This window comes from Mesorhizobium sp. 8 (assembly GCF_006351905.1).
Lineage (GTDB): Bacteria > Pseudomonadota > Alphaproteobacteria > Rhizobiales > Rhizobiaceae > Mesorhizobium > Mesorhizobium composti.
Window position 1 is genome coordinate 717562 of the sequence record NZ_CP040914.1, and the last position, 24449, is coordinate 742010.

Annotated in this window: 20 protein-coding genes; 9 read left to right on the plus strand and 11 right to left on the minus strand. The window is 63.4% G+C overall.

Translation table 11 applies throughout. The features are described 5' to 3' along the window. Window positions 1-25 precede the first annotated feature (25 nt). A complete protein-coding gene (locus FGU64_RS03300) occupies window positions 26-1486 on the plus strand; it encodes a DEAD/DEAH box helicase (protein ID WP_246671234.1) in 1461 nt (486 codons plus the stop codon). Between the two features lie 36 nt (window positions 1487-1522). Here the strand turns inward: FGU64_RS03300 and FGU64_RS03305 are convergent, their stop codons facing one another. Continuing rightward, entirely contained in the window at window positions 1523-2344 is an 822-nt protein-coding gene (locus FGU64_RS03305) for an SDR family NAD(P)-dependent oxidoreductase (RefSeq protein WP_139950868.1), read from the minus strand. Window positions 2345-2556: 212 nt separating this feature from the next. Here FGU64_RS03305 and FGU64_RS03310 point away from each other — a divergent pair, with 212 nt between their 5' ends. The 4 genes from FGU64_RS03310 to FGU64_RS03325 are packed head-to-tail and all read left to right on the plus strand — an operon-like array spanning window position 2557 to window position 5817. Beyond that, the gene (locus tag FGU64_RS03310; RefSeq protein ID WP_139950869.1) at window positions 2557-3591 is read left to right on the plus strand and encodes a cysteine synthase A; all 1035 of its coding nucleotides are present in this window, start codon (window positions 2557-2559) and stop codon (window positions 3589-3591) included. Further along, window positions 3591-4334, plus strand: coding sequence for an alanyl-tRNA editing protein (locus tag FGU64_RS03315; RefSeq protein ID WP_139950870.1), 744 nt, complete (start codon window positions 3591-3593; stop codon window positions 4332-4334). The genes FGU64_RS03310 and FGU64_RS03315 overlap by 1 nt, the downstream gene beginning before the upstream one ends. A 50-nt stretch (window positions 4335-4384) precedes the next feature. Continuing rightward, window positions 4385-5251: a 3-mercaptopyruvate sulfurtransferase gene (gene sseA / locus FGU64_RS03320; protein WP_139950871.1), complete on the plus strand. Its 867-nt coding sequence runs from the start codon at window positions 4385-4387 to the stop codon at window positions 5249-5251. An 11-nt stretch (window positions 5252-5262) separates the two neighbouring features. Beyond that, window positions 5263-5817 (plus strand): GNAT family N-acetyltransferase, encoded by a 555-nt coding sequence (locus FGU64_RS03325; protein ID WP_139955253.1) that lies wholly within the window; start codon window positions 5263-5265, stop codon window positions 5815-5817. 240 nt (window positions 5818-6057) lie between these two features. Here the strand turns inward: FGU64_RS03325 and ald are convergent, their stop codons facing one another. After that, window positions 6058-7173 (minus strand): alanine dehydrogenase, encoded by a 1116-nt coding sequence (gene ald / locus FGU64_RS03330; protein ID WP_139950872.1) that lies wholly within the window; start codon window positions 7171-7173, stop codon window positions 6058-6060. A gap of 159 nt (window positions 7174-7332) precedes the next feature. Between ald and FGU64_RS03335 the strand changes: the two genes are divergently transcribed. Then, entirely contained in the window at window positions 7333-7806 is a 474-nt protein-coding gene (locus tag FGU64_RS03335) for an Lrp/AsnC family transcriptional regulator (RefSeq protein ID WP_136353877.1), read from the plus strand. A gap of 6 nt (window positions 7807-7812) precedes the next feature. On the opposite strand, the gene FGU64_RS03340 is transcribed toward FGU64_RS03335, so the two are convergent. Then, window positions 7813-8472: a 5-formyltetrahydrofolate cyclo-ligase gene (locus FGU64_RS03340; RefSeq protein ID WP_139950873.1), complete on the minus strand. Its 660-nt coding sequence runs from the start codon at window positions 8470-8472 to the stop codon at window positions 7813-7815. 175 nt (window positions 8473-8647) lie between these two features. Here FGU64_RS03340 and FGU64_RS23690 point away from each other — a divergent pair, with 175 nt between their 5' ends. From FGU64_RS23690 to FGU64_RS03350, 3 genes are all read left to right on the plus strand, one after another. Further along, complete coding sequence (locus tag FGU64_RS23690; RefSeq protein ID WP_281405287.1) at window positions 8648-8776, plus strand: hypothetical protein; 129 nt, start codon at window positions 8648-8650, stop codon at window positions 8774-8776. Between the two features lie 630 nt (window positions 8777-9406). Next, the gene (locus FGU64_RS03345; RefSeq protein WP_246671235.1) at window positions 9407-10456 is read left to right on the plus strand and encodes an efflux RND transporter periplasmic adaptor subunit; all 1050 of its coding nucleotides are present in this window, start codon (window positions 9407-9409) and stop codon (window positions 10454-10456) included. Continuing rightward, window positions 10453-13539: an efflux RND transporter permease subunit gene (locus FGU64_RS03350; RefSeq protein ID WP_139950875.1), complete on the plus strand. Its 3087-nt coding sequence runs from the start codon at window positions 10453-10455 to the stop codon at window positions 13537-13539. Before FGU64_RS03345 ends, FGU64_RS03350 begins: the two co-directional genes overlap by 4 nt. A 79-nt stretch (window positions 13540-13618) precedes the next feature. Here FGU64_RS03350 and FGU64_RS03355 read toward each other — a convergent pair whose 3' ends face one another. The 8 genes from FGU64_RS03355 to FGU64_RS03390 form a co-directional block, all read right to left on the minus strand. Next, complete coding sequence (locus FGU64_RS03355) at window positions 13619-13909, minus strand: I78 family peptidase inhibitor (RefSeq protein ID WP_139950876.1); 291 nt, start codon at window positions 13907-13909, stop codon at window positions 13619-13621. 486 nt (window positions 13910-14395) lie between these two features. Next, window positions 14396-14632, minus strand: a complete 237-nt coding sequence (locus tag FGU64_RS03360) for a hypothetical protein (RefSeq protein WP_139950877.1) — start codon at window positions 14630-14632, stop codon at window positions 14396-14398. A gap of 240 nt (window positions 14633-14872) precedes the next feature. Then, on the minus strand, window positions 14873-19075 hold the full coding sequence (locus tag FGU64_RS03365; protein WP_139950878.1) for a hypothetical protein: 4203 nt from the start codon (window positions 19073-19075) through the stop codon (window positions 14873-14875). After that, a complete protein-coding gene (locus tag FGU64_RS03370) occupies window positions 19072-19344 on the minus strand; it encodes a hypothetical protein (RefSeq protein ID WP_139950879.1) in 273 nt (90 codons plus the stop codon). The genes FGU64_RS03365 and FGU64_RS03370 overlap by 4 nt, the downstream gene beginning before the upstream one ends. 199 nt (window positions 19345-19543) lie before the next feature. After that, window positions 19544-20020 (minus strand): hypothetical protein, encoded by a 477-nt coding sequence (locus FGU64_RS03375; RefSeq protein WP_139950880.1) that lies wholly within the window; start codon window positions 20018-20020, stop codon window positions 19544-19546. A gap of 29 nt (window positions 20021-20049) precedes the next feature. Beyond that, window positions 20050-20559 (minus strand): hypothetical protein, encoded by a 510-nt coding sequence (locus FGU64_RS03380; protein WP_139950881.1) that lies wholly within the window; start codon window positions 20557-20559, stop codon window positions 20050-20052. Window positions 20560-22461: 1902 nt separating this feature from the next. Beyond that, on the minus strand, window positions 22462-23175 hold the full coding sequence (locus FGU64_RS03385) for a helix-turn-helix domain-containing protein (protein ID WP_139950882.1): 714 nt from the start codon (window positions 23173-23175) through the stop codon (window positions 22462-22464). 387 nt (window positions 23176-23562) lie between these two features. Beyond that, on the minus strand, window positions 23563-24225 hold the full coding sequence (locus FGU64_RS03390; protein ID WP_139950883.1) for a recombinase family protein: 663 nt from the start codon (window positions 24223-24225) through the stop codon (window positions 23563-23565). Between the last annotated feature and the right edge of the window lie 224 nt (window positions 24226-24449).

The following is a 24449-nucleotide window of genomic DNA, read 5'->3' on the forward strand; positions in this document are numbered from 1 at the left end:
GAGGTCGCATGAAAGAAGAAACGTTTTGACCAACGAAAACAATGCGGAGCCGACCGGCTTCGCCGCACTCGGAATTTCCGGCCAGCTTTTGAAGGCCACCCATGCCGCCGGCTTCACCGAACCGAAGCCGATCCAGGTCGAGGCCATTCCGGCTCAGCTGGAGGGCCGCGACGTTCTCGGCATCGCCCAGACCGGCTCGGGCAAGACAGCCGCCTTCGCGCTGCCGATCCTGTCGAAGATCATGGCGCTCGGCACGAAGCGCCGGCCGAAGACGGCGCGCGCGCTGATCCTTGCGCCCACACGCGAGCTCGCCGTGCAGATCGAAGATACCATCAAGATCCTGGCCAAAGGCGCGCATGTCTCCACAGCCCTGGTACTCGGCGGCGTCTCCCGCTTCAGCCAGGTCAAGCGCATCGCGCCCGGCGTCGATTTCCTCGTCGCCACCCCCGGCCGCCTGACCGATCTGGTGCGCGAGAAGGACGTCGATCTCTCCGACACCACCTGGCTGGTGCTGGACGAAGCCGACCGCATGCTCGACATGGGCTTCATCAACGATGTGCGCCGCATCGCCAAGGGCACCCATCCGGGCCGCCAGACGGCGCTGTTTTCGGCCACCATGCCGCAGGAGATCGCCGACCTCGCCAAGGGCCTGCTGCGCGATCCGCTGCGCGTCGAGGTCGCCCCGCAGGGCACGACGGCTGCGGAAATCAAGCAGAGCGTCGTCCTCGCCCGCACGAAACAGAAGCGCCGGCTGCTGTCCACCATGCTGGCCGACGAGGCGATGCGCTCCGTCATCGTCTTTGCCCGCACCAAGCACGGCGCCGACCGCGTCACCAAGGATCTGGAGCGCGACGGCTTCGAAGCCGCCGTCATCCACGGCAACAAGAGCCAGAATGCCCGCCAGAAGGCGCTCAACGGTTTTCGTGACGGCTCGGTGCGCATTCTGGTTGCGACGGACATCGCCGCGCGCGGCATCGACGTGCCCGGCATCAGCCACGTCGTCAACTTCGACCTGCCGGACGAGGCGGAAAGCTACGTCCACCGCATCGGTCGCACAGGCCGCAATGGGCAGGACGGCGTGGCGATCACGCTGGTCGACCCGACCGAGAACGCCAAGCTGCGCCAGGTCGAGAAGATCATCCGCATGAAGCTGCCGGTGATCGCCGATCATCTCGGCGAGCCAGAGCCCGCACGCGAACCGCGCCAGGACGGCGAGCGCCGCCTGGAGGCTGCCAACGACCGTCGGCCACAGCCGCAGGGCCGCAAACCCGGTAATGGCGGACGGAACGAAAGCCGCGGTGAAGCCGGACAGGGCGAGCGTCGTGAGGGCGGGTTCGGCAAGAAGCGCTTCGGCGGCAAGCCGAACGGAAAGCCGGCCTTCGCCAAGAAAGGCGGGGCCGAACGTGCCGTCGACAACGGCAGCGCCAAGCCGTTCCGCGGCAAGAAGCGTTTCGGCGGTCGCAACCGGCCGGCGCGCGCGGCCTGACCTGGCGTCCGACATTTCCCGGCGAGACGCGGTTCCTCAGGAACGCGGGCGTCTCGTCCGGGGAAGGCTCGGCCGCGTTTTCCAGCCTGTGAAAGCCGTGATGAGCCGATGGCGAAGCGAACTGGGCAGCAGCGCCAGTCCCTTCAGCCCGTAGACCAGCCGTCCTGGAAAGGCGATTTCGAAACCGCCGCTTGCGATGCCCTTGCGGATACGGTGTGCCGCATCGCCGGCCGCCATCAGGGCGGGAAGCTTGAAATTGGTCCTCTGCGTCAGCGGCGTATCGATGAAGCCGGGATTGACGACCTGAAGGCGGATGTTGACGCGGTCGAAATCGAACCGCAGCGACTGCGCCATGGCGTTGAGGGCGGCTTTGGTCGCGCCGTAGGCGGCTGTGGTCGGCCAACCGAAATAGGCGCTGATCGACCCTATCATGACCACCTGGCCCTTGCCGCGCTGGCGCATGCGCGCGGCGACCGGCACCAGCCCATGCACGACGCCCATGACGTTGACGTCGAAGCTGCGGCTGAACTTACGCACCGAGAGATTTTCCCCGGACACCGGCACGTAGGCGCCGGCATTGAAGACGGCGAGCACGATCGGCTCGCCGCTCGCTTCAATCGCATCGACGGTGGCCGCCATGCCCTGTTCGTCGCAGACATCGCAGGGGTAGGAGAGGACGCGGCCCGGCAGATCCCTCGTTTCCTCGATCAGGGAATCGATGGGGTCTTCCTCCCGCGCCGTGACGGCGACGGTGAACCCTTCCGCGGCGAGCTCTCTGGCCAGCGCACGGCCAATCCCTGAACTACCGCCGGTAATCCAGGCAATGCCGTCCTTCGGGCTGGCCCGGTAGAGTGCCATTCTCTGTCCTGCTGAAGGTTGCCCCACAAGTGCTCTAGCCGGGGACAAGGCGGAAGGAAAGGATTTTTGCCGCGACAAGGATCAAGTCACCACAAGAACGCCTCCAGTGGGATTCCATGGATAGCCATGCCACTGGTCCAGAGAAAATCCTTCCTTGAAACCGCCGCCTCAGGTTTTTAGACCTGTGGTATTGCAGCACGGAAGGAAAAATCATGCATCGTTCGGTTATCGAGGCGATCGGCAACACGCCGCTCATTCGGCTGCGGCGAGCATCGGAAGCGACCGGTTGCGAGATTCTCGGCAAGGCCGAGTTCATGAATCCCGGCCAGTCGGTCAAGGACCGCGCCGGCCTGTTCATCATCCGGGACGCCGAGAAGCGCGGCCTGCTCAAGCCCGGCGGCGTCATCGTCGAAGGCACGGCCGGCAACACCGGCATCGGCTTGACGCTGGTGGCCAGGGCGCTCGGCTACCGGACCGTCATCGTCATTCCCGAGACGCAGAGCCAGGAGAAGAAGGACACCATCCGCCTGCTCGGCGCCGAATTGATCGAGGTCCCGGCGGTCCCGTACAAGAACCCGAACAACTACGTGAAGCTTTCCGGTCGGCTGGCCGAGCAGATGGCGAAGAGCGAACCGAACGGTGCGATCTGGGCCAATCAGTTCGACAACGTCGCCAACCGCGACGGCCATATCACCACCACCGCGCAGGAAATCTGGGACCAGACCGGCGGCAAGGTCGATGGCTTCGTCTCGGCGGTGGGTTCGGGCGGCACGCTGGCCGGCATCGCCGCCGGCCTGCGCGGGCATAGCAAGGACGTGAAGATCGCCCTTGCCGATCCGCTGGGGGCAGCGCTCTACAATTTCTACACCGACGGCGAATTGAAGTCCGAAGGCAGTTCCATCACCGAGGGCATCGGGCAGGGGCGCATCACCGCCAATCTCGAAGGCTTCCGGCCGGATTTCTCCTATCAGATCAAGGACGAGGAGGCGCTGCCCATCGTCTTCGACCTGATCCAGGAAGAGGGGCTTTGCGTCGGCGGTTCGACCGGCGTCAACATCGCCGGCGCGATCCGCCTGGCGCGCGACCTCGGCCCGGGCCACACCATCGTGACCATTCTGGCCGACTACGGCACACGCTATCAGTCCAAGCTGTTCAACCCTGAATTCCTGCGCGGCAAGAACCTGCCGGTGCCGACCTGGATGGAAGGCAAGAGCGACATTCCGGTTCCGTTCGCGGAGACGCCGTGATGGCGTTCCGGACCCAGGCGCTGTTTCGTGACGACGCCTATCTGAAAACCACCGAAGCCGAGGTCGTCGGGTTGACGGAACGCGGTGGCATCGTGCTGGATCGCACGATCTTCTATGCCACGTCGGGCGGTCAGCCGGGCGACACAGGCTCCTTCGAACGCACCGATGGCGGCCACGTCGCCATCGCCGCCACCGTGACGGGCGAAACGAAGGAGGAGATCATCCATCTGCCGGTGGACGGGCAGGCGTTGCCAGTGGTCGGCGAAAAGGTGAGGCTCTCCATCGACTGGCCGCGCCGGCATCTCCTCATGCGCATGCACGCGGCCTGCCATCTGCTCAGCGTCGTCTGCCCGTTCCCGATCACCGGCGCTTCGGTCGCCGAAAACGACTCGCGCGTCGATTTCGACATTCCAGACACCGGTTACGCTAAGGAAGAGGTGACGGCGCGGCTGATGGAACTGGTCCATGCCGACCACCCGATCTTCATCCGCTGGATTTCCGACGAGGAGTTCGCCGCCAATCCGGGCCTCGTGAAATCGAAGAACGTGCGCCCGCCGAGCGGCACTGGCCGCATCCGGCTGGTCTGCATCGGCGACAACGCCATCGTGGACAGCCAGCCTTGCGGCGGCACACATGTGGCGAGCACAGGCGAGGTGGGTGAAATCCACATCGGCAAGATAGAGAAGAAGGGGCGTGAGAACCGCCGCTTCCGCATCAGGTTCGGACCGCCACCGGTGAATTGATCCATACCCCGGCTCCTGTGTATGAAGAAGCCTGAAGCAGGAGAACGCACATGGCCGAGGACAGCCCCTTCACCGTCGACGCCGACTGGCTCGAACAACGGCTCGGCCAGCCGGGACTGAGCATCGTCGATGCCTCGTGGTATCTGCCGGCGCAAAAGCGCGACGCCCGCGCCGAATACGAGGCCGCACATATTCCCGGCGCCGTGTTCCTCGATCAGGACGACATTTCCGATCCGGACTCGCCCTTGCCGCACACGCTGGCCTCGCCGCAGCACTTTGCCCAGTATGTCGGCACCAGAGGCATATCGGCCGACGACACCATCGTCGTCTACGACGGTCCCGGTTTCTTCTCGGCGCCGCGCGCCTGGTGGATGTTCCGCATCATGGGCGTTTTCCAGGTCTTCATCCTCGAAGGCGGACTGGACGGCTGGAAGGCGGCGGGACGCAAGGTCACCAACGAGCAAACCAGGATCGCCCCTTGCGTCTTCCACGCGGATTTCGACGCCGGGCGCGTCGCCGGTCTGGACGACATGCGCCAGATCGTCGAGGCCGGTGAGGTCCAGGTGGCGGACGCCCGCTCGCCTGGCCGCTTCGCCGGCATCGATCCGGAGCCGCGCGCTGGCGTGCGTGGCGGCCATATGCCTGGCGCCCGTAACGTGCCGGCCTCCGCGCTGTCGGAAAACGGCATGCTCCTGCCGAAGAGTCGGCTGAGGGAAATTGTCGAAGGCGCCGGCATCGACCTGTCGCGTCCGGTCGTCACCTCCTGCGGTTCCGGCATCACAGCGGCTGCGATCACGCTTGCACTGGAAACGCTCGGCCACACCGACAACCGGCTCTACGACGGGTCGTGGACGGAATGGGGTGGTCGCACCGACACGCCGGTGGCGACCGGACCGGCCGCGGCAGGCAAGAAGTGAAAACGGCAGCGATGGACGCGCCCGAACCCATTCAGGTGACGGTCACCTTCCTGGAGATGGCGACGCCGCCAGCGCACTATCCGGCGTTGCCCCACGGCCGGCAGATCGCGCTTCTGCGCACGCACGACATACCGCTGCACTTCTATCGCTACCTGCTGGATCGGGTGGGACGCAAATGGCACTGGGTCAATGCGCTCAGGCTTTCCGACGAGGAACTGGTGGCGGGCCTGCACCGGGAGGACCGAGACATCCGCGTGCTTTATCTCGATGGCGCTCCCGCCGGCTTCTTCGACGTCAAGCCGCACCTGCCGCAAGAGGCCGATCTTGCCTATTTCGGCATGATGGAGCATGCGACGGGGCAGGGGCTCGGCCGCTGGTTCCTCGGTGCCGCCATCGAGGCCTGCTGGTCGCATGGGCCGAAGCGGGTCACGGTGCAGACCTGCACCCTCGACCATCCCGCAGCCCTTCCGCTCTACCAGAAGCTCGGCTTCCAGCCTGTCGCGCAGAAAAAGGAAGTCGTCCAGCCGATGACCTTCACCGAGCGCTCGCAAAGCGTGATGCGGTAACCATTCCTTAACCAAACGGATTCAGGATCGTACCTGGCCGTCATCGACCTGCAACATTGATGCGGTAGACGGAAAAGCGTCGAGGATATGCCGACCGCGGATGAACCGGCGGCGCCACGACGGACGAGGAAGCGGGGCCTTTGCTCCGCTTTTTTGTTGCCCGCGAAAATGCCCTGCCGCCAAGAAAAATGCCCGCCGGTCTCCGGCGGGCATGCAAGGAAGGTCTGGCACGCAAGCGGATCAGGCGGCCAGCACGGCTTTCGGCTCCGCCATTTCGTAGCCGAGCGATTCGGCGACCGCACGGTTGGTGATCTTGCCCTTGTGGACGTTCAGGCCGTTGCGCAGATGCTGGTCGTCGACGATCGCCTTCAACCCCTTGTCGGCAAGCTGGAGCCCGTAGTGCAGTGTGGCGTTGTTGAGCGCATGGGCCGAGGTGACCGGCACGGCGCCGGGCATGTTGGCCACGCAATAGTGGATGACGCCGTCGACCTCGTAGGTCGGATCGGCATGCGTGGTGGCATGCGACGTCTCGAAGCAGCCGCCCTGGTCGATGGCGACGTCGACCAGAACCGAGCCCTTCTTCATGCCAGACAGCATCTCGCGGCTGACCAGTTTGGGCGCCGCGGCACCGGGGATCAGCACCGCGCCGACGACGATGTCTGCGGAAAAGCATTCCTCCTCCAGCGCCTCGACCGTCGAATAGCGGGTGTGGACCCGGCCGTTGAAAAGATCATCGAGCACGCGCAGGCGCGGGATCGAGCGGTCGATGATGGTGACGTCGGCGCCGAGGCCGGCCGCCATGCGCGCGGCCTGCAGGCCGACGACGCCGCCGCCCAGCACGGTGACCTTGCCCGGCAGCACGCCCGGCACGCCGCCGAGCAGTACGCCGCGACCGCCATTGGGCTTCTGCAAGGCGGTAGCGCCGGCCTGGATGGCGAGGCGGCCGGCAACCTCCGACATCGGCGCCAGAAGGGGAAGCCCGCCGCGATCGTCGGTTACCGTCTCGTAGGCGACCGCCGTGACGCCCGAGGCGATCAGACCCTTGGTCTGCTCCGGATCGGGCGCGAGGTGGAGATAGGTATAGAGGATCTGGCCCTCGCGGAGCTGCGCCCACTCGCCCGGCTGCGGTTCCTTCACCTTGACGATCATGTCCGACTTTGCGAACACCTCCGCCGCCGTCCTGGCGATCTGCGCGCCTGCCGCGCGATAGGCGTTGTCATCGGCGCCGATACCGGCGCCGGCGCCCGTCTCGACGAGCACTTCATGGCCGTGCGCGACATATTCGCGGACGGAACCGGGAGTCAGGCCGACGCGGTATTCGTTGTTCTTGATTTCCCTGGGGCAACCGACGCGCATTGTTTTAGTCTCCTCCTGCAGGCCGTTCAGGCCATTTTCTGTATCAACGCATTGGACCATGAAAACGCCCGCATGTGTTTGCGAAATAAGCTTGCATGACGGGCTCTGGATCAATAATCCTTGCGCGAAATTGGAAATTATTCGCAGGATTCACGAAGAATGGCGCTTGATAGGATCGATATCGCTATTCTGGACACACTCCAGAAGGATGGCCGCATTCCCAATGCCGCCCTTGCCGAGAAGATCGGCCTGTCGCAATCGGCCTGCTCCCGGCGGCTCGACAACCTCGAAAAGTCGGGCACGATCCGCGGCTATCACGCCCGTCTTTCCAACGCGGCGCTCGGTCACCAGATGACGGTGATCGTCCATATATCGCTGTCGGGCCAGTTCGAGAAGACGCTGTCCGACTTCGAAGCGGCGATCAAGCGCTGCCCGAACGTCCTGTCGTGCCACCTGATGTCGGGCGAATACGACTATGTGCTGCGCATCGCCGCCCGAGACCTTGCCGACTACGAGCGCATCCACAAGGAATGGCTGTCGGCCATGCCGCATGTGACGAAGATCAATTCGTCCTTTGCGTTGCGCGAAATCGTCGATCGCACCGCGCTCGGCCTGAAACCGGAGATGGCCTGACCGCTGTCAGGCCCGGAAAGCTTCGCTGACGAAGCGGTCCATCGGAATGTCGTACTGCTGCGGATAGATGGTCGGGATACGCTGCAAATCGTAGCCGATGCCGATGACCAGCGGCTTGCGCGGCATCGCCGCCAGCGTGCGGTCGTAGAAACCGCCGCCGTAACCGAGACGATAATTGTCCGGATCGATGCCGACGATGGGCGAGATGACGATATCGGGCAGGACCGGGTCGCCCTGCGACGGAATCGGAATGTTCCACACCCCCTTTTCCAATGGCTCGCCCGCCTTCCAGGCGCGGAAGACCAGCGGATGGCCTTTCTCGACGACCAGGGGCAGGGCGGTGCGGCCGCCGCGCGCATTCACCGAAGCCATCCAGGGCCTCATGTCCGGCTCGCCGCGGAAGGGCCAGTAGAGGCTCACCATCTTGCCGGCGACGTCGCCGATCACCGCGTCGAGCCCCTCGGCGATACGGGCTGCCATGGCCGCACGCGTGTCGGCGGACAGGGCCAGGCGTGCCTGGATGAGCCGTTCGCGCTCGGCCTTGCGCCAGCGCCGCACCTCGGCCGGCATGGTCGCCGGAGCGCGGAAGGCCGGATCCAGTTCATGCATGAAACAGGGTGGCGAGGCATATTGTGCCGGTATGTCGTCGTAGTCGCTTGTCGTCATCTTTGTCTTCCTTTCGTCGCCGAAGCCTATTCCTCCGCCCATGGCGGCGGTTGTCGTAATGCGACATAGGCGCCCGTGTCTGGCAGCGCAAAGGGCGGTTCTGGCTGGACGGGGCAAAATGCGCTAAAAAGCGACTGGATGTCTTGCTGGTGACGAACCCTGAGGGATTTCCGGCATGCGCTACGTTGTCGTCATCGTCGGCTTTGCCGCCTTTTTGATCTGGGACGGAGTTTATAACGACAGCCATTACATTGACGCTGGCGTCAAAAGCCTGCGTCATGTCATCGACTACGTCGCCAGGTAAGTGTGACCGGCCCCGTATCAGCACAATCGCCTAGCGAAAGCCGAGACACGAGAGAATCGCCACCACAACCACGCCGACAACACCGGCATAGAGCGCGTACTGCATTGCAATCTCCGAATTTGGACGAGTTCTCGGAGCTTGTTAGCCGAGCAGCGGCCCGGCCACTTTGATCTGGCGCAAATTTGCTGTTCCGGTCAGAACGCGCTTCCGAAACAAGCGGTTGCGCGGCTGTGCCACGATGATGGCCGAGCCGCGAGCATTCGAAGGCCAGAACCATCCCTGGCGCTTGAGGCCAAAGTGGCCGACGAGATAATTAAATCATTGTAATCTTGCGCCTATTCTCACCTCAGGACGTTGTCTCTCCACAATGCTGCTGAAATCGCGGCGCCAGTGGTCGCGCGAGTCCATGGCCACGCCATGGAAAAGCAGGAGGGCTACGCCGTGCATAAGAGGATCATTGCGGGCCTGGTTGCCATCGCCCTCGTGCTAGGTCTGGTCGTCGTGGTGGGTCCCGGAATCGCGGCGCGCTATCGGTCCGGTCAGGCGTCAGTCCAAAATGTTCAAGCAAAGAGCGGCCCGAGACCGACCGCAGTCGTCACGGCGGCGGCCGAAACGACGGACTTTCCCGTCATGCGCACCACCACCGGGTTCCTGTCGTCGCCTGCAGTGGTCGATATCGGCTCGCGCATATCCAGCCAGATCATGGAAATTCCGGTCAAGGACGGCCAGACGGTCAAGCCGGGCGACGTGCTGTTCAGGCTCGACGACCGCGCCCTCAAGGCGCAACTCGCCAAGGACCGGGCAGGCCTGGCCAAAGACCAGGCGGCGGCCGTCAGTGCGCAGGCCGATCTCGACCGGGCACGCGATATCCTTGCCAAGGGCGCCGGCACCCAGCAGGCTTACGACGAGCAGCTTGCGACCACCAAAGGGCTGGAAGCGGCGGTGCAGGCGGATCAGGCCGCTATCCAGGTCGACCAGGTACAGCTTGCCTATGCGACGATCGCCGCCCCGACCTCCGGACGCCTCGGCCTCATCAACGCATCGGTCGGCGATCTCGTCGGCTCGGGCAATGGCCAGTCGGGCGCAGGTTCGGGACAGCAACCGAGTTCTTCCCAGCCGCTCGTCACCATCACGCAGATGAACCCGCTGACGGTGACCTTCACCCTGCCTGAAACGGATCTTGGCCTTCTGCAGGCCGCTATCGCCTCGCCGGAGCAGGCGACGGTGTCGCTTAGCAGCAAGGACGGTGCGCCACTCGCGCAGGGCGTACTGGATTTCCTCGATTCTTCGGTCGACACGGCGTCCGGCACGATCGCCGCCCGCGCCTCGGTGGACAACGCAGACGGCAAGCTGTGGCCCGGCCTTTATGTCGATGTGGCGATCCGGTTCGGAACGCTGAAGGACGCGGTGACGGTGCCGACCGTCGCCCTACAAGCCGGCCAGAAGGGATCGTATGTCTTCGTCGTCGGCCCCGATGGCAAGGTCTCCATGAAGACCGTGACGATTGCCATGTCGAACGACCGGCAGACGGCTCTCTCGTCCGGTCTGGGCGCGGGTGAGAAGGTGGTGGTGGAAGGGCAGGGGCGCCTTAAAGACGGCACCCCGGTCACCGAGGACAAGGGAGCGGTCAAGGCGGATGTGACCAAGGCGACCACCGCCGGGGCGGAGAAACGGGGATGATTTCCGAATTCTGCATCCGCCGGCCGGTGGCGACGCTATTGATGTCGATTGCCCTGGTCCTCGCCGGCGCCTTCGCCTACAGGCTGCTCCCGGTGGCGGCGCTGCCAAGCGCCGAGTTTCCGGTGGTCAACGTCTCGGCCTCACTGCCGGGCGCTTCGCCCGAGACGATGGCGACCTCGGTCGCCACGCCGCTCATCAAGCAGCTGTCCACCATCGCCGGCATAGACACCATTTCCACCAGCAACACCCTGGGCAACACCTCCATCGCCATCCAGTTCGCGCTCGGTCGCGACATCGACGCGGCCGCGGCCGACGTGCAGGCCGCGCTGGCGCGCACACAGCGCCAGTTGCCGCCGCAGATGACCAGCCCGCCCAGCTATCGCAAGGTCAATCCGGCCGATGCGCCGATCCTCATCCTTGCCCTGACAAGCGGGGTTACGCCGCTGACCCAGTTGGACGCCTTCGCGCAGAACGTCATTTCGCCTGCGCTGTCGACAATCGACGGAGTCGCCCAGGTACAGCTTTTCGGCAGCCGCGAATACGCGGTGCGCATCCAGGTCGATCCCAACCTGCTGGCCGCCCGCAACATCTCCGTCTCGCAGTTGCAAGCCGCCATCTCCAACGCCAACAGCCAGACGCCTCTCGGCACGCTCAGCGACAAGCAGCAGCAGCTGACGATCACCGCCAACACCGAGCTCGAGAACGCAGCCCAATTCGGCAAACTGGTCATCGCCGACACCAACGGCAAGCCGGTGCATCTGGCAGACGTCGCCCGCGTCATCGATTCCGTCGCCGTCACCACCTCGGGAAGCTGGTACGACGGAACACCATCCATCCTCATGGCCGTGCAGCGCCAACCCGACGCCAACACCGTCGATGTCGTGCGGCGCGTCAAGGCGATGCTGCCGAGTTTCGCCGACCAACTGCCGCCCCAGGCGGACCTGAAAACGCTGAACGACCGCTCCACCTCGATCCAGTCGGCAGTCAGCGACGTGCAGTTCACCCTGACGCTGACAATCATCCTGGTGATCGGCGTCATCTTCCTGTTTCTGCGCCGCGTCGCCGCCACCGTCATCCCGGCGGTCGCCGTGCCGATTTCGCTGATCGCCACGCTGGCGGTGATGTATCTGCTGGGCGCGTCGATAGACAATATCTCGCTCATGGGCATGACGCTGTCGGTCGGCCTTGTCGTCGACGATGCCATCGTCATGCTGGAGAACATCTTCCGGCACATGGAAGAGGAAGGCCTTTCGGCCTTTGAGGCCGCGCTGAAGGGCTCCCGCGAAATTGGTTTCACCATCATCTCGATCTCGATTTCGCTGGTCGCCGTATTCCTGCCCATTCTTCTGATGGGCGGAGTTGTCGGCCGCATCCTCAACGAGTTCGCGCTGGTCGTCACGGTCGCCATCCTGGCGTCCATGGTCGTGTCGCTGACCCTGACGCCGATGCTGTGCTCGCGCCTGCTCCGCGCGCCGAAGAAGAAAACGGGCGAGAAAGAATACGGGCTGGTCCTGCGCGGCTACGGCGCGGCACTCGGCTTCTGCCTGAGGAACACCGCGCTGATCGGCCTGCTCTTTATCGTGACAACGGCCATGTCCATCTGGTTGCTCGAAAGCTCGCCAAAGGGCTTTTTCCCGCAGGAAGACATCGGCCAGCTCTCCGTCAGCACGCAGGCGCGGCAGGACATTTCCTACGACCAGATGGTAGCCTTGCAGACTCGCGTGGCCGCGATCTTTTCCAAATCGCCTTATGTGGCGCATGTCGCCCAGTCGGCCGGTTCCAACAATGGCGGCGCGCTGAACAACGGCCGTTTATTCGTAGAGCTGAAGCCGAAAGACCAGCGGCCGCCGCTCGAACAGGTGCTGTCGGAGCTGCGTCGCCAGACCAGCCAGGTCGCCGGCATCAACGTCTTCATGACGCCGGTGCAGAACCTCCGACTCGGATCGCGAGCTTCGGCCAGCCAATATCAGCTCGTCGTACAGGCGCTGGACAACAGCACGACGGACGAATGGGCAGGCAAGATAGCCGACGCCATGAGCGAGGACCGCGCGCATTTCGTCGATGTCGCGACCGATCTCAGCAACAACGCGCTGCAGGCAACCGTCAAGGTCGACCCCGACAAGGCGGCTGCGCTCGGCGTCTCCAACGACGTCCTGCGCTCGACGCTCTATTCGTCCTTCGGCACGCAGCAGGCCGCAACCATCTTCGAAAGCGCCGACAGCTATCCCGTCATCCTGGAAGCCGATCCGCGCATTCCGTGGTCACCGGATTCGCTGCTCGGCCTGAAGGTGGCCGGCGCCAACGGCAATCTCGTTCCGCTCGGCGCCTTCGCCACCGTGGAGCGCACCGCCGGTCCGCTGGCCGTCAACCAGCTCGGCCAGTTGCCGGCCGTGACCATTTCCTTCAACCTGCCGGCGGGCGTGTCTCTGGGAACCAGCACCGACCGCATCGAGGCGATCAAGGCGGAATTGCACCTGCCGCACACCGTGTCCACGACCTATGCCGGCACGGCCAGGACGTTTCAGGATTCCGCCGCAAACCAGGGCCTGCTCATCCTCGCCGCCATCCTGACGATCTACATCGTGCTCGGCATGCTCTACGAGAGCTTCGTCCACCCGCTGACGATCCTCTCCGGTCTGCCTTCGGCGGTGCTGGGCGCGCTGCTGGCACTGAGGCTGGCCGGCATGGACATCTCCATCATCGCACTGATCGGCATCCTGATGCTGATCGGCATCGTCAAAAAGAACGGTATCATGATGGTCGACGTGGCAATCGAGTTGCGCCGCGGCGGCATGCCGCCTGTCGATGCAATCCACCGCGCCTGCCTGATGCGGTTCCGGCCTATCCTGATGACGACGCTGGCAGCGCTGATGGGCACGCTGCCGATCGCGCTCGGCGCCGGGGCCAGCGCCGAATTGCGCCAGCCGCTCGGCGTCGCGGTGGTCGGCGGCCTTCTTGTGTCGCAGCCGCTGACGCTGTTCGTGACGCCGGTCATCTATCTCTATCTGGAGCGCCTTTCCAACTGGCTGGGTCGCGGTTTCGCGCGCCGCGAAGAAAGGGCAGGCGAGACAAAGCCGGCGTAGCGACAGCGCGACCCGACGGCTCCTGGATGTCCGATACCTGTCGTGCCGGGTAGGGCGGCTTACCGCGAATCTCCCTGGCTCAACCGCACATGGCGCGGACGATCTTCCCGGTTTTCGGATCGGTTTCGATCGTCACCCGCTCCCGCCTGTAATCCATGGTGACACCCTGGCCCGGCCTTATCTGGCGAACGATGGTCGCGCCGGTCAGCCGTTTCGCCCGGCTATCGGTGATCCGGCGCTTGCCGGCCAGTGCCTCGGCCGCCGCCCGGTTGCAGACGCCGGCCTTCGGCGCTGCATTGACGGTCTCGCTTTGACCGACGGCGAAAGTCAAGCCGATCACTGCGAGAAAGAGAATTTTGCGTCGATCCATGTCATCACTCCATGGTTTGCACCGTGGCACCATTCGACAGGATGGAAGATGACTGTTTCCTGAACGGCAAATGGAAGCCGCTGACAATGTATGTCTGAGAGGCGGGAACCTGTGCAATCGCCGGATTCCGAGGATTCTGGCGGCAAATGGCTCCCCGGGCCGGACAGTTTTGGTCAATCGAACCGGGTAGAAATTCGCCAGAAAGCGATTAGAAATCAGATGCTTGTGAAACCGCTCCCCCAAAGCGTCAACCGCCTTGGTGTATCTCAAGGGGTATCAGCGGTGTATCTCAAGGTCAAGCCCTACGGGTCACCGCAAATGGCTTCACCTTGCCCCCGCTGCGCCGCTTGATGGCCAACCACCTATCGGCCCTCAACTCAACCTCTGCGGTGTCTGCCGGTTCGTCCCCGAACCTCTCCCGAAGGCGGTCGGCGTAGTCGTCACGCCAAGCAGCTATGGCGTCACCGAGGGGGGAAACGTCGGGCTTCACTTCGCACACGCGGCAGGCTTGCCAGCCATGCCCTGGGCGAAGTCCATCAGGAAAGCCCAAGGGTCCGCCCTAACGTCCTTCTCGACACCCTCACGGGCATCCTCAAACCCGGCCTCGGTGGTGACCTCAACCAGCCATTCCATATGGGCGGCGAGGCGCTGCTGGAGGTTCGGTAGGTCCAGCAAGGCAGCGATGTCGATTGCTGGGGTCTTGTCTGTGGTGTTGCTATGCACGTCTAAGCTCTCTTTGCCTGAGTTACCGGGGCGGCCGATTGCCATCCCGTGCCGCTTGATCGCCTGATTTGCGACCGGTCGTCAATGGCAAAAAAGACAAATAGATCAATTGTTTAGTAGGATTATCCTATCTGTAGGATCATCCGATTTATGGGCAAAATTCTGCCAATGAATGCAGCCACTTGGCCACAAAAGGGGGGTCCCAGACATAGGACAATCCGGGACACCCATTGTTGAAACTTACCGCCTTACCTTCGGGCTCCGCTCAGGCAACCCGCTGATGAGCGAGTTGAAGAGGGCCGATAGCGGTAGGAAGTTCTGGAACGGCGCAAGACGCTGCACAGCTCTGGCCTCCTCCTGCGACATGCTGCGGCCTTCTATGGCGGGCCGGGCCACGCTGCTCATGGCTCCGATCACGTCATTAGCGAAGCCCACGGTAGGATTGCCCGTGACGCCCTGCATCGGCTGCCCTGTCGTTCTGAAGTCGAACGTCGGTTCACCCCAGAGGATGGTGCTGGGCCCGGTGTCCCACGCCATTGGCAAGAGTGAGGAATGACCGGTGCGGGCGAACCCTGCCAAGGCGAGGTTGCCCCATGACAGACGCCGCTCAAGGTACTCGTCACGGTCTGACCGACCGATGGCCTTGAGGTTCTCCTGTACGGCATAAACAAGCGCCGCCGTGACCATCGAAGACAGCACCACGGCAAGTTCCCTGCCGTCTCTCATGTGGAGGGACCGTAGGGTTTGCTTCTCATAGGCCGCCAAGACGAACGTGCGGAACTGGATCATCACTTTGCCCAGCGGGCTGGAGATATAGCGATGGAAGTTGCCGATATCGTTCTCTTGGATGATCTGCGTTGCCATGCGTCTGGTGGCACGGATGAACGCCTCGCGGGCCTCCGGGTCCGACCATCTGTCGAAATGGGCACGGACCACCTTCCTGCCCGACAGCACACCCTTGGCGTACTCGAAGTTGCCCGGCTGGTTGAACTGTGCGGCGATCCGCTTGGCCATGCCCGGGTCCAGCCCAAGGTCAGCTAGGCGCTTCCCCTGATACTCCACCCCATTGGCGGCCATGTTCGCGAACTTCTGAACGATGGCCTTCAAGGCCCAGGTCTGGAGGATGTCGTTGACGTGGGCCATGCCTGAGGCAACGGAGGTCAGCCGGTTGCCACGCTGGGCAAGGGCCGTGAGCTTCTGCATGGAGGTGCCACGGTCCAGGCTGTTTGCCTGTCCCGCCATGTCGTCCATGCGCCGCCCGATGGTCCCGAGGAGGTTGTCGTAGGACGTGCCTATGAGCGCCTCCAGGTCTTCCGCCAGCCCGGATTTGCGGATGGCCTCCCCCTCCATGTTCACCACCCGGCGAAGGGCCGGCATCTGGGAGAAGGCGGCCTTGACGCCAAGGGAGCTGACAATCCGTGAGGCTTCCATAGCCTGAGCGAACCCGGCTTGGTTCATCAGGCGCATGAAATTGAACTCACGGAGGAGGCGCATAGCCTCAGCTCCAAAGCTGTCTTCGGCCCAGTTGGGCGTCCCCTTGATGAAGTCGTACGCGAACCTCAGGTTCTTCTCGTCCAGCTTCAGGTCCGCCTCGCTGACACCCTCGTCCAAGCCCTTCTTCCACACGGTGCGGAGGAAGCTGTCGAACTCGCTGTCCCGGGTGACCCCGTTGAGCAGCAATTCGCCTGTGACGGGGTCCTTGATACGGAAGCGGGCAAGGGAGACTTGGCCAGCCATCTTCCGGGCGTAGCCCATGGCCAGCTCAATGGCGTCGTTGTGGAGGAGGTCCTCGATAAAGAGGTCATCACCACGGACGCCATCCTTCGTGATCGGGGCATCTGCACCGCGAAGGCCGTACTTCTCGTCAAGGATAGTGCGGTGTTTGGCCACCGACGCCCTGCCTGTGTCATCAGACTTCCCGGCGATGTCACGGAGGAGTTGCCGCGCGTCTTCTCCCGACATGCCGCCATGCCTCACCAACGCGTCCGCCAGCTCGTCAATGTTCTCAGCCGACACGCGACCGAACATCATCTGCTCAACGCCATGCACCCGTTTGGACAGCATCCGGGCAAAGCCTCGGGCCGCCTTCTGCGCAACCGCTATGGGCACCTGAGGGTTGGCCGATTGCATGGACCCGAAGATGAGACGCTCCAGCGTGTCGCCCTTGTAGCGGGCTTCCACATTGCCCACCTTCCGGGCATCCCATACGCGCATGAGATAGTTGGGGTTGTCTCCGAACTGGTCAAAGCCTGACACGGCACGGCCGGTGGAGCCTTCCTCATACAGCGGGTTCTCAGCCATCTTCCGAATATCGGCCTGTACCTTGGCGATCTTGTCGCCCATACGCCGCACCGCCTCATGGTATCGCTCTGCCCGTCCCTCCCTGTAGTCACGGACATAGCGGGCGACCTGTTCACGGAACTCGAACTGAGCAGCATAGCGATCCGAGAAGGGGACGCCGGTATCCTTCAGCCACTGTTTCAGGGCGGGCTGGTAGGTCTTCATGAGGGAGCCGTGCCACCGGTCGGTGAACATGGACATATCCTCAGAAGCCGAGAACGGGTTGATTGCGCCGCCCTGCTTGCCGACACCATCCTGCACCAGATGAGACGCCATCCGGGTTGCCGGGTTGCGGCTCCCGCCCAACTGTGAGGCAAGCGACATGCGGCCCCGACCGAACATGGTACGGGCCACCTCGTTGTCCTGCACAAGGGCGAACGCCTCATCCTTCAGCCACCCGTCAACGTCCACCCCACGGGCACCCGCAGAACTACCCTCAGCGATCCCCGGAAGGTGCGAGGTTTCGACACCCTGGGCGAGGTCCTGCCCGAGGCGCTGTACTGCGGCCCCCTCAGCAGCCGTAGCCGCGTTCTTGTAGAGGGCACCAGCGACACCACCGAAGCCAACCCCGAGGATGGCCCCGAAGATGACGTCTGAGCTGTCCCTGTGGGGGTTGACGGCCACCTGGGCCGCATTGCTTGCAGCACCGGCTGTGCCGCCCGCCAACGCGCCTGTGATGGCACGGTAGAGGCGCGGTGCCTTCTTGCTCAGGATCAGTTCAGGGGCCACGGTGCCAACCGCAATGTCCACCGGCAGGGTTGCCAGATCGAACATCTGATTGGTGATCTGAAGGGCGGCCCCGGTGAACCCACTAGCCTGCAACCTCTGGAGACGCTCATGGTCCTCGTAGATGAGACCCTTGGCGTATTCGTAGGCGGCCGGCGATTGGGCCATGGAGAGCTGATTGGAATAGGTCGCCGGATCGATCCCCCTGCTGTTGAAGTCCTGGTCCAGCATCTCCTTGGTGAGCTTGTAGCCGTCCTGCGGCTCCATCTGGGCGATGCGGTTGTTGCGGGACATCCACGCGAGGGACTGTTCCGACTGGAAAGCGTCGGAGGCGAGCTGGGTGAACGGCGCAGTCTCAACCTTAGGGACCCACACGTCGGGCGCGTTAGGGGAGCTGATGGATGCACCACCCCCGAAGCCCGGCTGGGAGGTCGAACCCGGCGTGTAGGAGCCACCGAGGAGGGCCTGAGCCTTCTTCCGGTGGTCGCCCATCTGGTTGTTCCACTTGTCCGCCACGTCCCCCGAAGCGCCGCCGTTGGCAGCGTCAGAGGCACCGTAGCGGCCGGGAGCGCCAGCATTGATGGTGGAGTAGAGGTCCAGTCCCGACATACCCGGCTTGAAGCCGTTGGCCACCAGGTAGTCAGCGGAGGCACCGACCAGCTCGTCGATGGACTTGCCCTGCTGGTAGCCGAACTGCTGCCGCTGGGTCTCACCCATCTGGATGAAGCCCTCATGCTGGCCCCACTGCGTGGCCGGGCCCTTCTTCCATGGATCGAACGTGCCACCGGTCTCGTAGGAGATGGCAGTGGCGAAGTCCTCCGGGTTGGCCCCAATGCGCTTGGCGTGTTTGCGGATGGCGTCAGCCAGCTCGCTGTTGCCACCTACAGGACCGAGGGGCTTACGCTCCACAGTCCCACCACGGGCCCAGCCACGCTGGATGGCAGCGCCGAACTCAGGGTCGAGGGTGTCGCTGTTGGTGGATGGGCCCCAGGCGCGCTGGGAGCCCCCGCCGACGTGGATGCCCCACGAGTAGTGGCCGATCCCGGTGAAGCCCGAGGCGGCAGCCTCCTCCATGAACTTGGCGTAGAGGGCCTTATCCTGCCCCGGGAGGATGGTCTTGCCGTCCCTCGTCAGGACGATGTCCGAGGTGTGGCCTTCGCCATGCTCGTCAACGTCGTGCCGGGTGGAGCCGGTGCGCTTCTGCTTGATGCCCTTGCGCTGCTTCTCCGGGTCCAAGGCTTCCTGGGCCGCAGACGTGATAGTGATGCCCAGCGAGGGGTCAACCCGAGAGGCCACCCCGGTGAGCTGTTCCAGATAGGACTGGCTCAGGGGGAGGCTGCGGGTCTTGCCCTGCGTGGCATAGCTGATTTGGGTCATGAGGTTCCTGCGGGTTGTGCTGCGGGGGTATCGAACGTCTCGGGCAGGGCAGCCCTGATGTCTTCGGCCATCCCCGGGAGGAGCCGCTCAAGGGCCTGTCGGGTTCGGCAGAAGTAACGGGAGCGCCACCGGTCGGGGCCGGCGCGGTACTGGATGATGAATTGAAGGTCGTCGCGGCAACCGATGATGCGGGTCGCCTTCTTCTCGCTGTGGTCCCACCTGAGGAACACGCTGCGGTAGTCGTCGTCGGTCTCTCGATAAGAGGCCATCTATCTCCTTCTTCTGGATATGCTGAATTGTCGGGTCGGGAAGGTGTGCAGGATCGCGCTTAGCGGTCCCGGTGGTAGATCGGCAGGGCCACGCTTTCACGCGGCTCCTGCATAGGTCTGAGCCTTCAGGGGCCCGCCCTGTGTGAGCTTGGGGCAGTACAGGGGGTTGGGCTTAACGGGCCCCTTAGGGTGTCGTCTGTTACTTCATCAGCCCGTGTTCCCGGCGCATCGCTGCCGCCCGGTTCGCGTGGTGCTTCAGCAACGCCCAATCGCCCTTGGCCATGGCGCGTCTGAAAGCGGGCTCCTCGGCAGGGTCGATATGCTCCTGCCACGTTGCGACCGTCAGGCCGAAAGGCTTGAGGACGTTCCGCTCGACATACTGGTAGAAGGCGGCGTGAACCATCTCGGCCTCGATAGGGTCAACGCCCGCCAACTCGGCGTTAAGCTCCCCCGTCTCTGCGAAGTGGTCGACCGCCGCTTGTTGCACCTCGGGGGTGGCAGCCTCTTTCCAGCGGTTCAGGCTCTGGTCGCAGGCCGCGACCATCTCCTCGTACAGCTTCTCAGCCTTCTCCAGCTCGTCGTCGCCGTCCTCATCTTCATCAGCATCGCCGTCACCGTCTGGGGTGCCGTCGCTGCCATCAGGGTCAACAGAATTTCCGTCATGCCTAGCGTCCACCCGCCTCTCAACGGGCTTCTCGTTGGGAGCTAGGCCGTCCTGAAACCCGGCGCTGCATAGCCATAGGCCGCCAACTCACGGGCCAATCCGGCGTCATAGTCGCGCTTGCTGATCTGGCCCGTTGCCAGCATGTCCTTTGCCTGCTGGGGACCAAGCTGGATGCCGCCGACCATGATCGGGATGGTATCGATCAGGGCTTGCGGTGCGCCGATGGCGAAGGGCTGGGCAAGGGCCTGTCGGGTGTTCTCGTTGTCCGTGTCTGATGACGCCACGCGGGGGTGAGCGCCACGCAACATCCGTTGATACTGGACGTTCTTAGAAAGGCTATGCTCGACATCCTCGGCAACCTGCTTCTGCAATTCGTATTCCTTGATCCGCGCCGCTGTCTCCTCGGCTCGGGCTTCCATGCGCCGGAAATGTTCCTCCCGATCAGCGCGGGACATGCCAAGCAGGCGGGTTTCTTCAGGGGTAAGGTCGGGCAGGGTGTTGGACGGTGTGGAGGCGGGGCTTCCGCCGTTGATCTGTGGGAAATTAGACATGATGTCTCCTTCGGTTCGGTGTGTGTGTGTTCTGGATGATGGTGGTGGGGGTCGCTAACGCCGCGCGCTATCGGCATCGCTAAGGGGCCGCCAAGGGTCGACGCGAGGTGTCGGCTGCTGGGACGGCTGAGAGGTCGGACGTGGGATCATGGAGCGCTGCGCGTTCCACAATGCCACAAGGTTCGGGTGCAACGCTCCGTAGCCATAAATCTGGAAGCAGCGATGCGCCGCCCCGTTGGCTTCTGACCCGTTGGCCAGTCCGACACGCGTGGCCACGCCGTCCCAATCCGCCACGGCGGGGTCGGCCATGGCTTCGATGATGTGCAGGGCGAGGGAGCGCGGTGGATAAGAGAGGTCGACCGTCAATATCGGACCCTCTGCCCGTCACGCGCCGCGCGCTTCTCAAGGGCCGCCCTGATCGATTTGGCGCGTCCCCTGATCTGCTTCGGTGCCAAGAGCCCGTCGCGTGTCACGACATACCCAGGCGGGAGGTCTACGTGCAGGTGCGAACGGCACCGCCACGGGTTCAACACAGGGTGCCGCTTTCGCGATGTGCTTGGCGGGGGCTCTTGCTGGGGCTTGGGGTCTGAGGGTGCCGGCCCGTCCGGTGCAACCTGCTGGGCGACCGGGAGGGTCTTCCTCAGGCTGTCCAGCGCTACGGTATCCTCGGGGTCTTCCGTCTGGCTTTCGTGGGTGTATGCGCCGTAGTCGCTGACGCTATCGCCGTTGACGGTGGTGACATAGGCATGGTGCCCTGGAGCTGGGGACCAATAGGTTCTCACGCGGGGGTCTCTGGGGTGGCCTTGCGATACGCCCTCTGGATGCCCCTGCGGTTGCGCTTGCGGGCTAGGTTCCGGGCCTCCCGGACCTTGTCGGGGTGGCGTCGTCGGTAGTCTTCAATGGCCGCTATCTTGGCGCGGCGGGCCTCCTCGTTGGAGTGATAGCGGGCACGGGCCGCGTCACGCCATTTGCGGCGCTGCTCACTGTCTGGAAGGCGGATATCTGTAATCGGCTTGGGGCCATCGGCTGGCCGGTTCATTGTTCGTGGTGTTCCTTCTGGTTTGGATGGTGAGGGGGGGCATGTTGACAGCCCGGGCCTATGGGGCGATCTACCGAGCGGGGACCCCCACGCTCTGCTGCTGCTTCCTCGTCACTCCTCGTTAGGAGGACGTGGGACGCCGGAACCAACCCGGCAGCAAACGGCACAGTCAGGGGAACAATGAAGAAGGATATTTCTTCACTCAAGCCTTGGGTCACCGAAGCCATCTGGTGGATTGAGATAGGCTTTGACGCCTACCGCTACCTACCAGACGCATATCGGAGCTTGCTGACCATCTGCAAATGGTCGATTAGCTAGACTTGCAGGGGGTCCCCGCTTGGTAGATCGCCTGTCCTCATCCAAAACTCTTGGACAGACAAGGAGAGGCGTGGATGGTGGTGAAAGCCCCTCGGGTGCCCCTTTAAGGCTACCCTTAAGGCGCACCTCACGGGGCCCTTCGGGCTGGAGACATCAGGGGTTACAGGACACTCCAACTCACACTCACAACAAGGGCGGAGCCCGCATTCTAAGGTGAGGTATTTATGGGCCATTCAGGGGGCAGGCTAAGGGACGCGCTAGGTTATGCTGGGGTGCTGCCTGAAGGTGAAAGATAAAGGGGAGGGGGTTCTTAGGTGGATTACGGAGGATGGGAGAACCCTATGCCCTCTTTCAGTGCAGCCTTAGCCCGGTGTCCTTCGGTCCATCTTGCTGAGGCAAGGCCCCCGAAGGGGAGACGCTAAGGGATACCTGAAGTGTAGGACCCGGTACTCTGGGACTGGTAGTCTCCAGCCCGAAGGGCCCCGTGAGGGCTCCCTAAAGGTTCCCCTTAATAGCCAAGACCGGGAATTATGTCCGGTCCCGACTTAAGCTGCCTGCTTGAGGGATTGCATCTGCCGGTAGATCGACCGCACCGACTTGCCTAGAATACGGGCAATCTCGGCTTGGGTGCGTCCGGCCGCCATGAGCGTCTGGACCTCCTGCCGCAACCCGGTTGGCGGCCTTCCACGCTTCCCTTTCGGCAGCACCTCCGGGACGGGCCAGCGGGCATCAAGCCATGCCATCCCATCCGGCGATAGGACATCGAACGGGATGCCTCCACGCGGTTCGATCCTTTTACCCAGCCCCTCGTCAAATGCCCATGAGGCAAGCCGGGGGATGGTTCTGTAGACAGGGCGGGTGTGGCGGGGGTCCACAAACATGGGCACCATGCGGGTCTCGATTTCTGGCTGTAGAAAGCCGAGTTGCAGCATGATCCGCCGGGCCTTCCTCGGGCCGACGCTCTTGGTCTTGGCGTAGGCGGTCAGTGTAACATCGCTCTTTACTGCTGGGCCCTTCAGGTCACCCAGGGTGTCCTGCCGGTAGTCCCTGCTGAGGTGCGCTTGGGTGGCCGTATAGTCGGCGTTGAGGGCCCGCTTGGTGCGTGTGCGATAGAAGTTGACGGGTTGGCCACCTGCGATGCGGCGTTGTGCCTTGAAGTGGGTCCAGCCCTGGTTGAGGCCAAGGGAGCCGGGGAGTAGGTGAGCGCCGCCGACGCAATGGGTTGCCATGACGGCTTCTAGGCGTTGCTCGCCTTTCATTCGGGAAGTTCTCCTTTTAAAAATGTCGGAAGGTCGGGAAGTTCTCCTCAAAAGATGGATCAGGACACATACGGCCGCACATACCCGCGCCGCCCATCACCAATGCCGCCCGACCGGAGCCCAAGGGCCATGCCGGAAGGAGAACGGTCCCAGCCCAATGCGCAGCATGAAAGCTGGCGTCTCAACGGAGAGGGCGACATGAGTGAAAGGCGAGGCTCAGCCGAGCTATCGCGTGGGGTAGTGCTACTGCGGGGGAGAATAGCCCTCCACTCCTACTGTTGCACTTGTTGAGGTGTTGCTAATGGAAGCCCCCTCCACTCCTACTGCGGGCCATATCGCGCCCGGTAGTCCTCCTGCGGGCCATATTCGACCCGGCAGCGCTGCCGGTCAGGCTTCCAGGCGCTCTATGGTGCGCTTCACCTGCATTGCAGTCCACGCGCCACCCCTGGGCGTCGGTAGTCCTGACCCGGCTAGAGCCTCAGCGATCTGCCTTAGGCTCTGTCCAGCTTCCCGCAAGGGGCGAATGAAGCCGATCACCCGTTGGGCGTCCTCATCTGCCACAGCCTTGAGCGTCTCTATGCGTTTGTCCAAGCTGCCCGCCCGGTAACCGCCCAGCTTCTTACCCTTGGCCTTGGCAGCTGCCAGCGCGGCCACGGTGCGCTTGGAGATGAAGTCCCGTTCCTGCTCAGCCAACGCGGCATAGATATGGAGCTGGAACTTGTCGGCTTGGGGCATGGAGGCGACCCGGAGCTTAACCCTCTTGTCGTCCATGAGGGTGGCAATGAAGGCGACCCTACGGCTGAGCCGGTCCAGCTTTGAAACCAGAAGCTCAGCGCCGGTCCTTCGGACTAGGTCTAGAGCCCTGGCCAACTCGGGCCGATTGTCGTCCTTGCCGCTCTGTATGTCCTGAAACCTCCCAAGCACCTCATAGGGAACCTCGGAATAGTTGCTCAGGAAGATGTCTATGTCCCGCTCTTGGGCGTCGAGCCCGTGACCGTTCTTGCCTTGGTCGGTAGTGCTCACCCGGGTGTAGACGACGTACTTCTGCATGGAGGAGGTCCCGCGTAACAGGTTGATCTGTTGCGCTTGATACAGAGGCCGTATCAAACTGTCAACGTTCGTTGTGATTGATACATAGCCATAAACCTATGCAGGAGCCCGCTATCCCCCGCCCCCTGTCCACCATCAGGCAATCCCTCAGTGCCGCTCCTGCACACCTTCCTGTCCTCGCCTGAGGGTGGAGCGGCAAGGTGGAACGTGAGGGAGGCGTGAAG

Excerpts from the sequence above, each read along its gene's own strand:
- FGU64_RS03305 (WP_139950868.1), bottom strand. The coding sequence starts at position 2,344 with ATGGCACTCTACCGGGCCAGCCCGAAGGACGGCATTGCCTGGATTACC.
- FGU64_RS03310 (WP_139950869.1), top strand. The coding sequence starts at position 2,557 with ATGCATCGTTCGGTTATCGAGGCGATCGGCAACACGCCGCTCATTCGG.
- FGU64_RS03315 (WP_139950870.1), top strand. The coding sequence starts at position 3,591 with ATGGCGTTCCGGACCCAGGCGCTGTTTCGTGACGACGCCTATCTGAAA.
- sseA (WP_139950871.1), top strand. The coding sequence starts at position 4,385 with ATGGCCGAGGACAGCCCCTTCACCGTCGACGCCGACTGGCTCGAACAA.
- FGU64_RS03325 (WP_139955253.1), top strand. The coding sequence starts at position 5,263 with ATGGACGCGCCCGAACCCATTCAGGTGACGGTCACCTTCCTGGAGATG.
- ald (WP_139950872.1), bottom strand. The coding sequence starts at position 7,173 with ATGCGCGTCGGTTGCCCCAGGGAAATCAAGAACAACGAATACCGCGTC.
- FGU64_RS03335 (WP_136353877.1), top strand. The coding sequence starts at position 7,333 with ATGGCGCTTGATAGGATCGATATCGCTATTCTGGACACACTCCAGAAG.
- FGU64_RS03340 (WP_139950873.1), bottom strand. The coding sequence starts at position 8,472 with ATGACGACAAGCGACTACGACGACATACCGGCACAATATGCCTCGCCA.
- FGU64_RS23690 (WP_281405287.1), top strand. The coding sequence starts at position 8,648 with ATGCGCTACGTTGTCGTCATCGTCGGCTTTGCCGCCTTTTTGATCTGG.
- FGU64_RS03345 (WP_246671235.1), top strand. The coding sequence starts at position 9,407 with ATGCGCACCACCACCGGGTTCCTGTCGTCGCCTGCAGTGGTCGATATC.
- FGU64_RS03350 (WP_139950875.1), top strand. The coding sequence starts at position 10,453 with ATGATTTCCGAATTCTGCATCCGCCGGCCGGTGGCGACGCTATTGATG.
- FGU64_RS03355 (WP_139950876.1), bottom strand. The coding sequence starts at position 13,909 with ATGGATCGACGCAAAATTCTCTTTCTCGCAGTGATCGGCTTGACTTTC.
- FGU64_RS03365 (WP_139950878.1), bottom strand. The coding sequence starts at position 19,075 with ATGACCCAAATCAGCTATGCCACGCAGGGCAAGACCCGCAGCCTCCCC.
- FGU64_RS03370 (WP_139950879.1), bottom strand. The coding sequence starts at position 19,344 with ATGGCCTCTTATCGAGAGACCGACGACGACTACCGCAGCGTGTTCCTC.
- FGU64_RS03380 (WP_139950881.1), bottom strand. The coding sequence starts at position 20,559 with ATGTCTAATTTCCCACAGATCAACGGCGGAAGCCCCGCCTCCACACCG.
- FGU64_RS03385 (WP_139950882.1), bottom strand. The coding sequence starts at position 23,175 with ATGAAAGGCGAGCAACGCCTAGAAGCCGTCATGGCAACCCATTGCGTC.
- FGU64_RS03390 (WP_139950883.1), bottom strand. The coding sequence starts at position 24,225 with ATGCAGAAGTACGTCGTCTACACCCGGGTGAGCACTACCGACCAAGGC.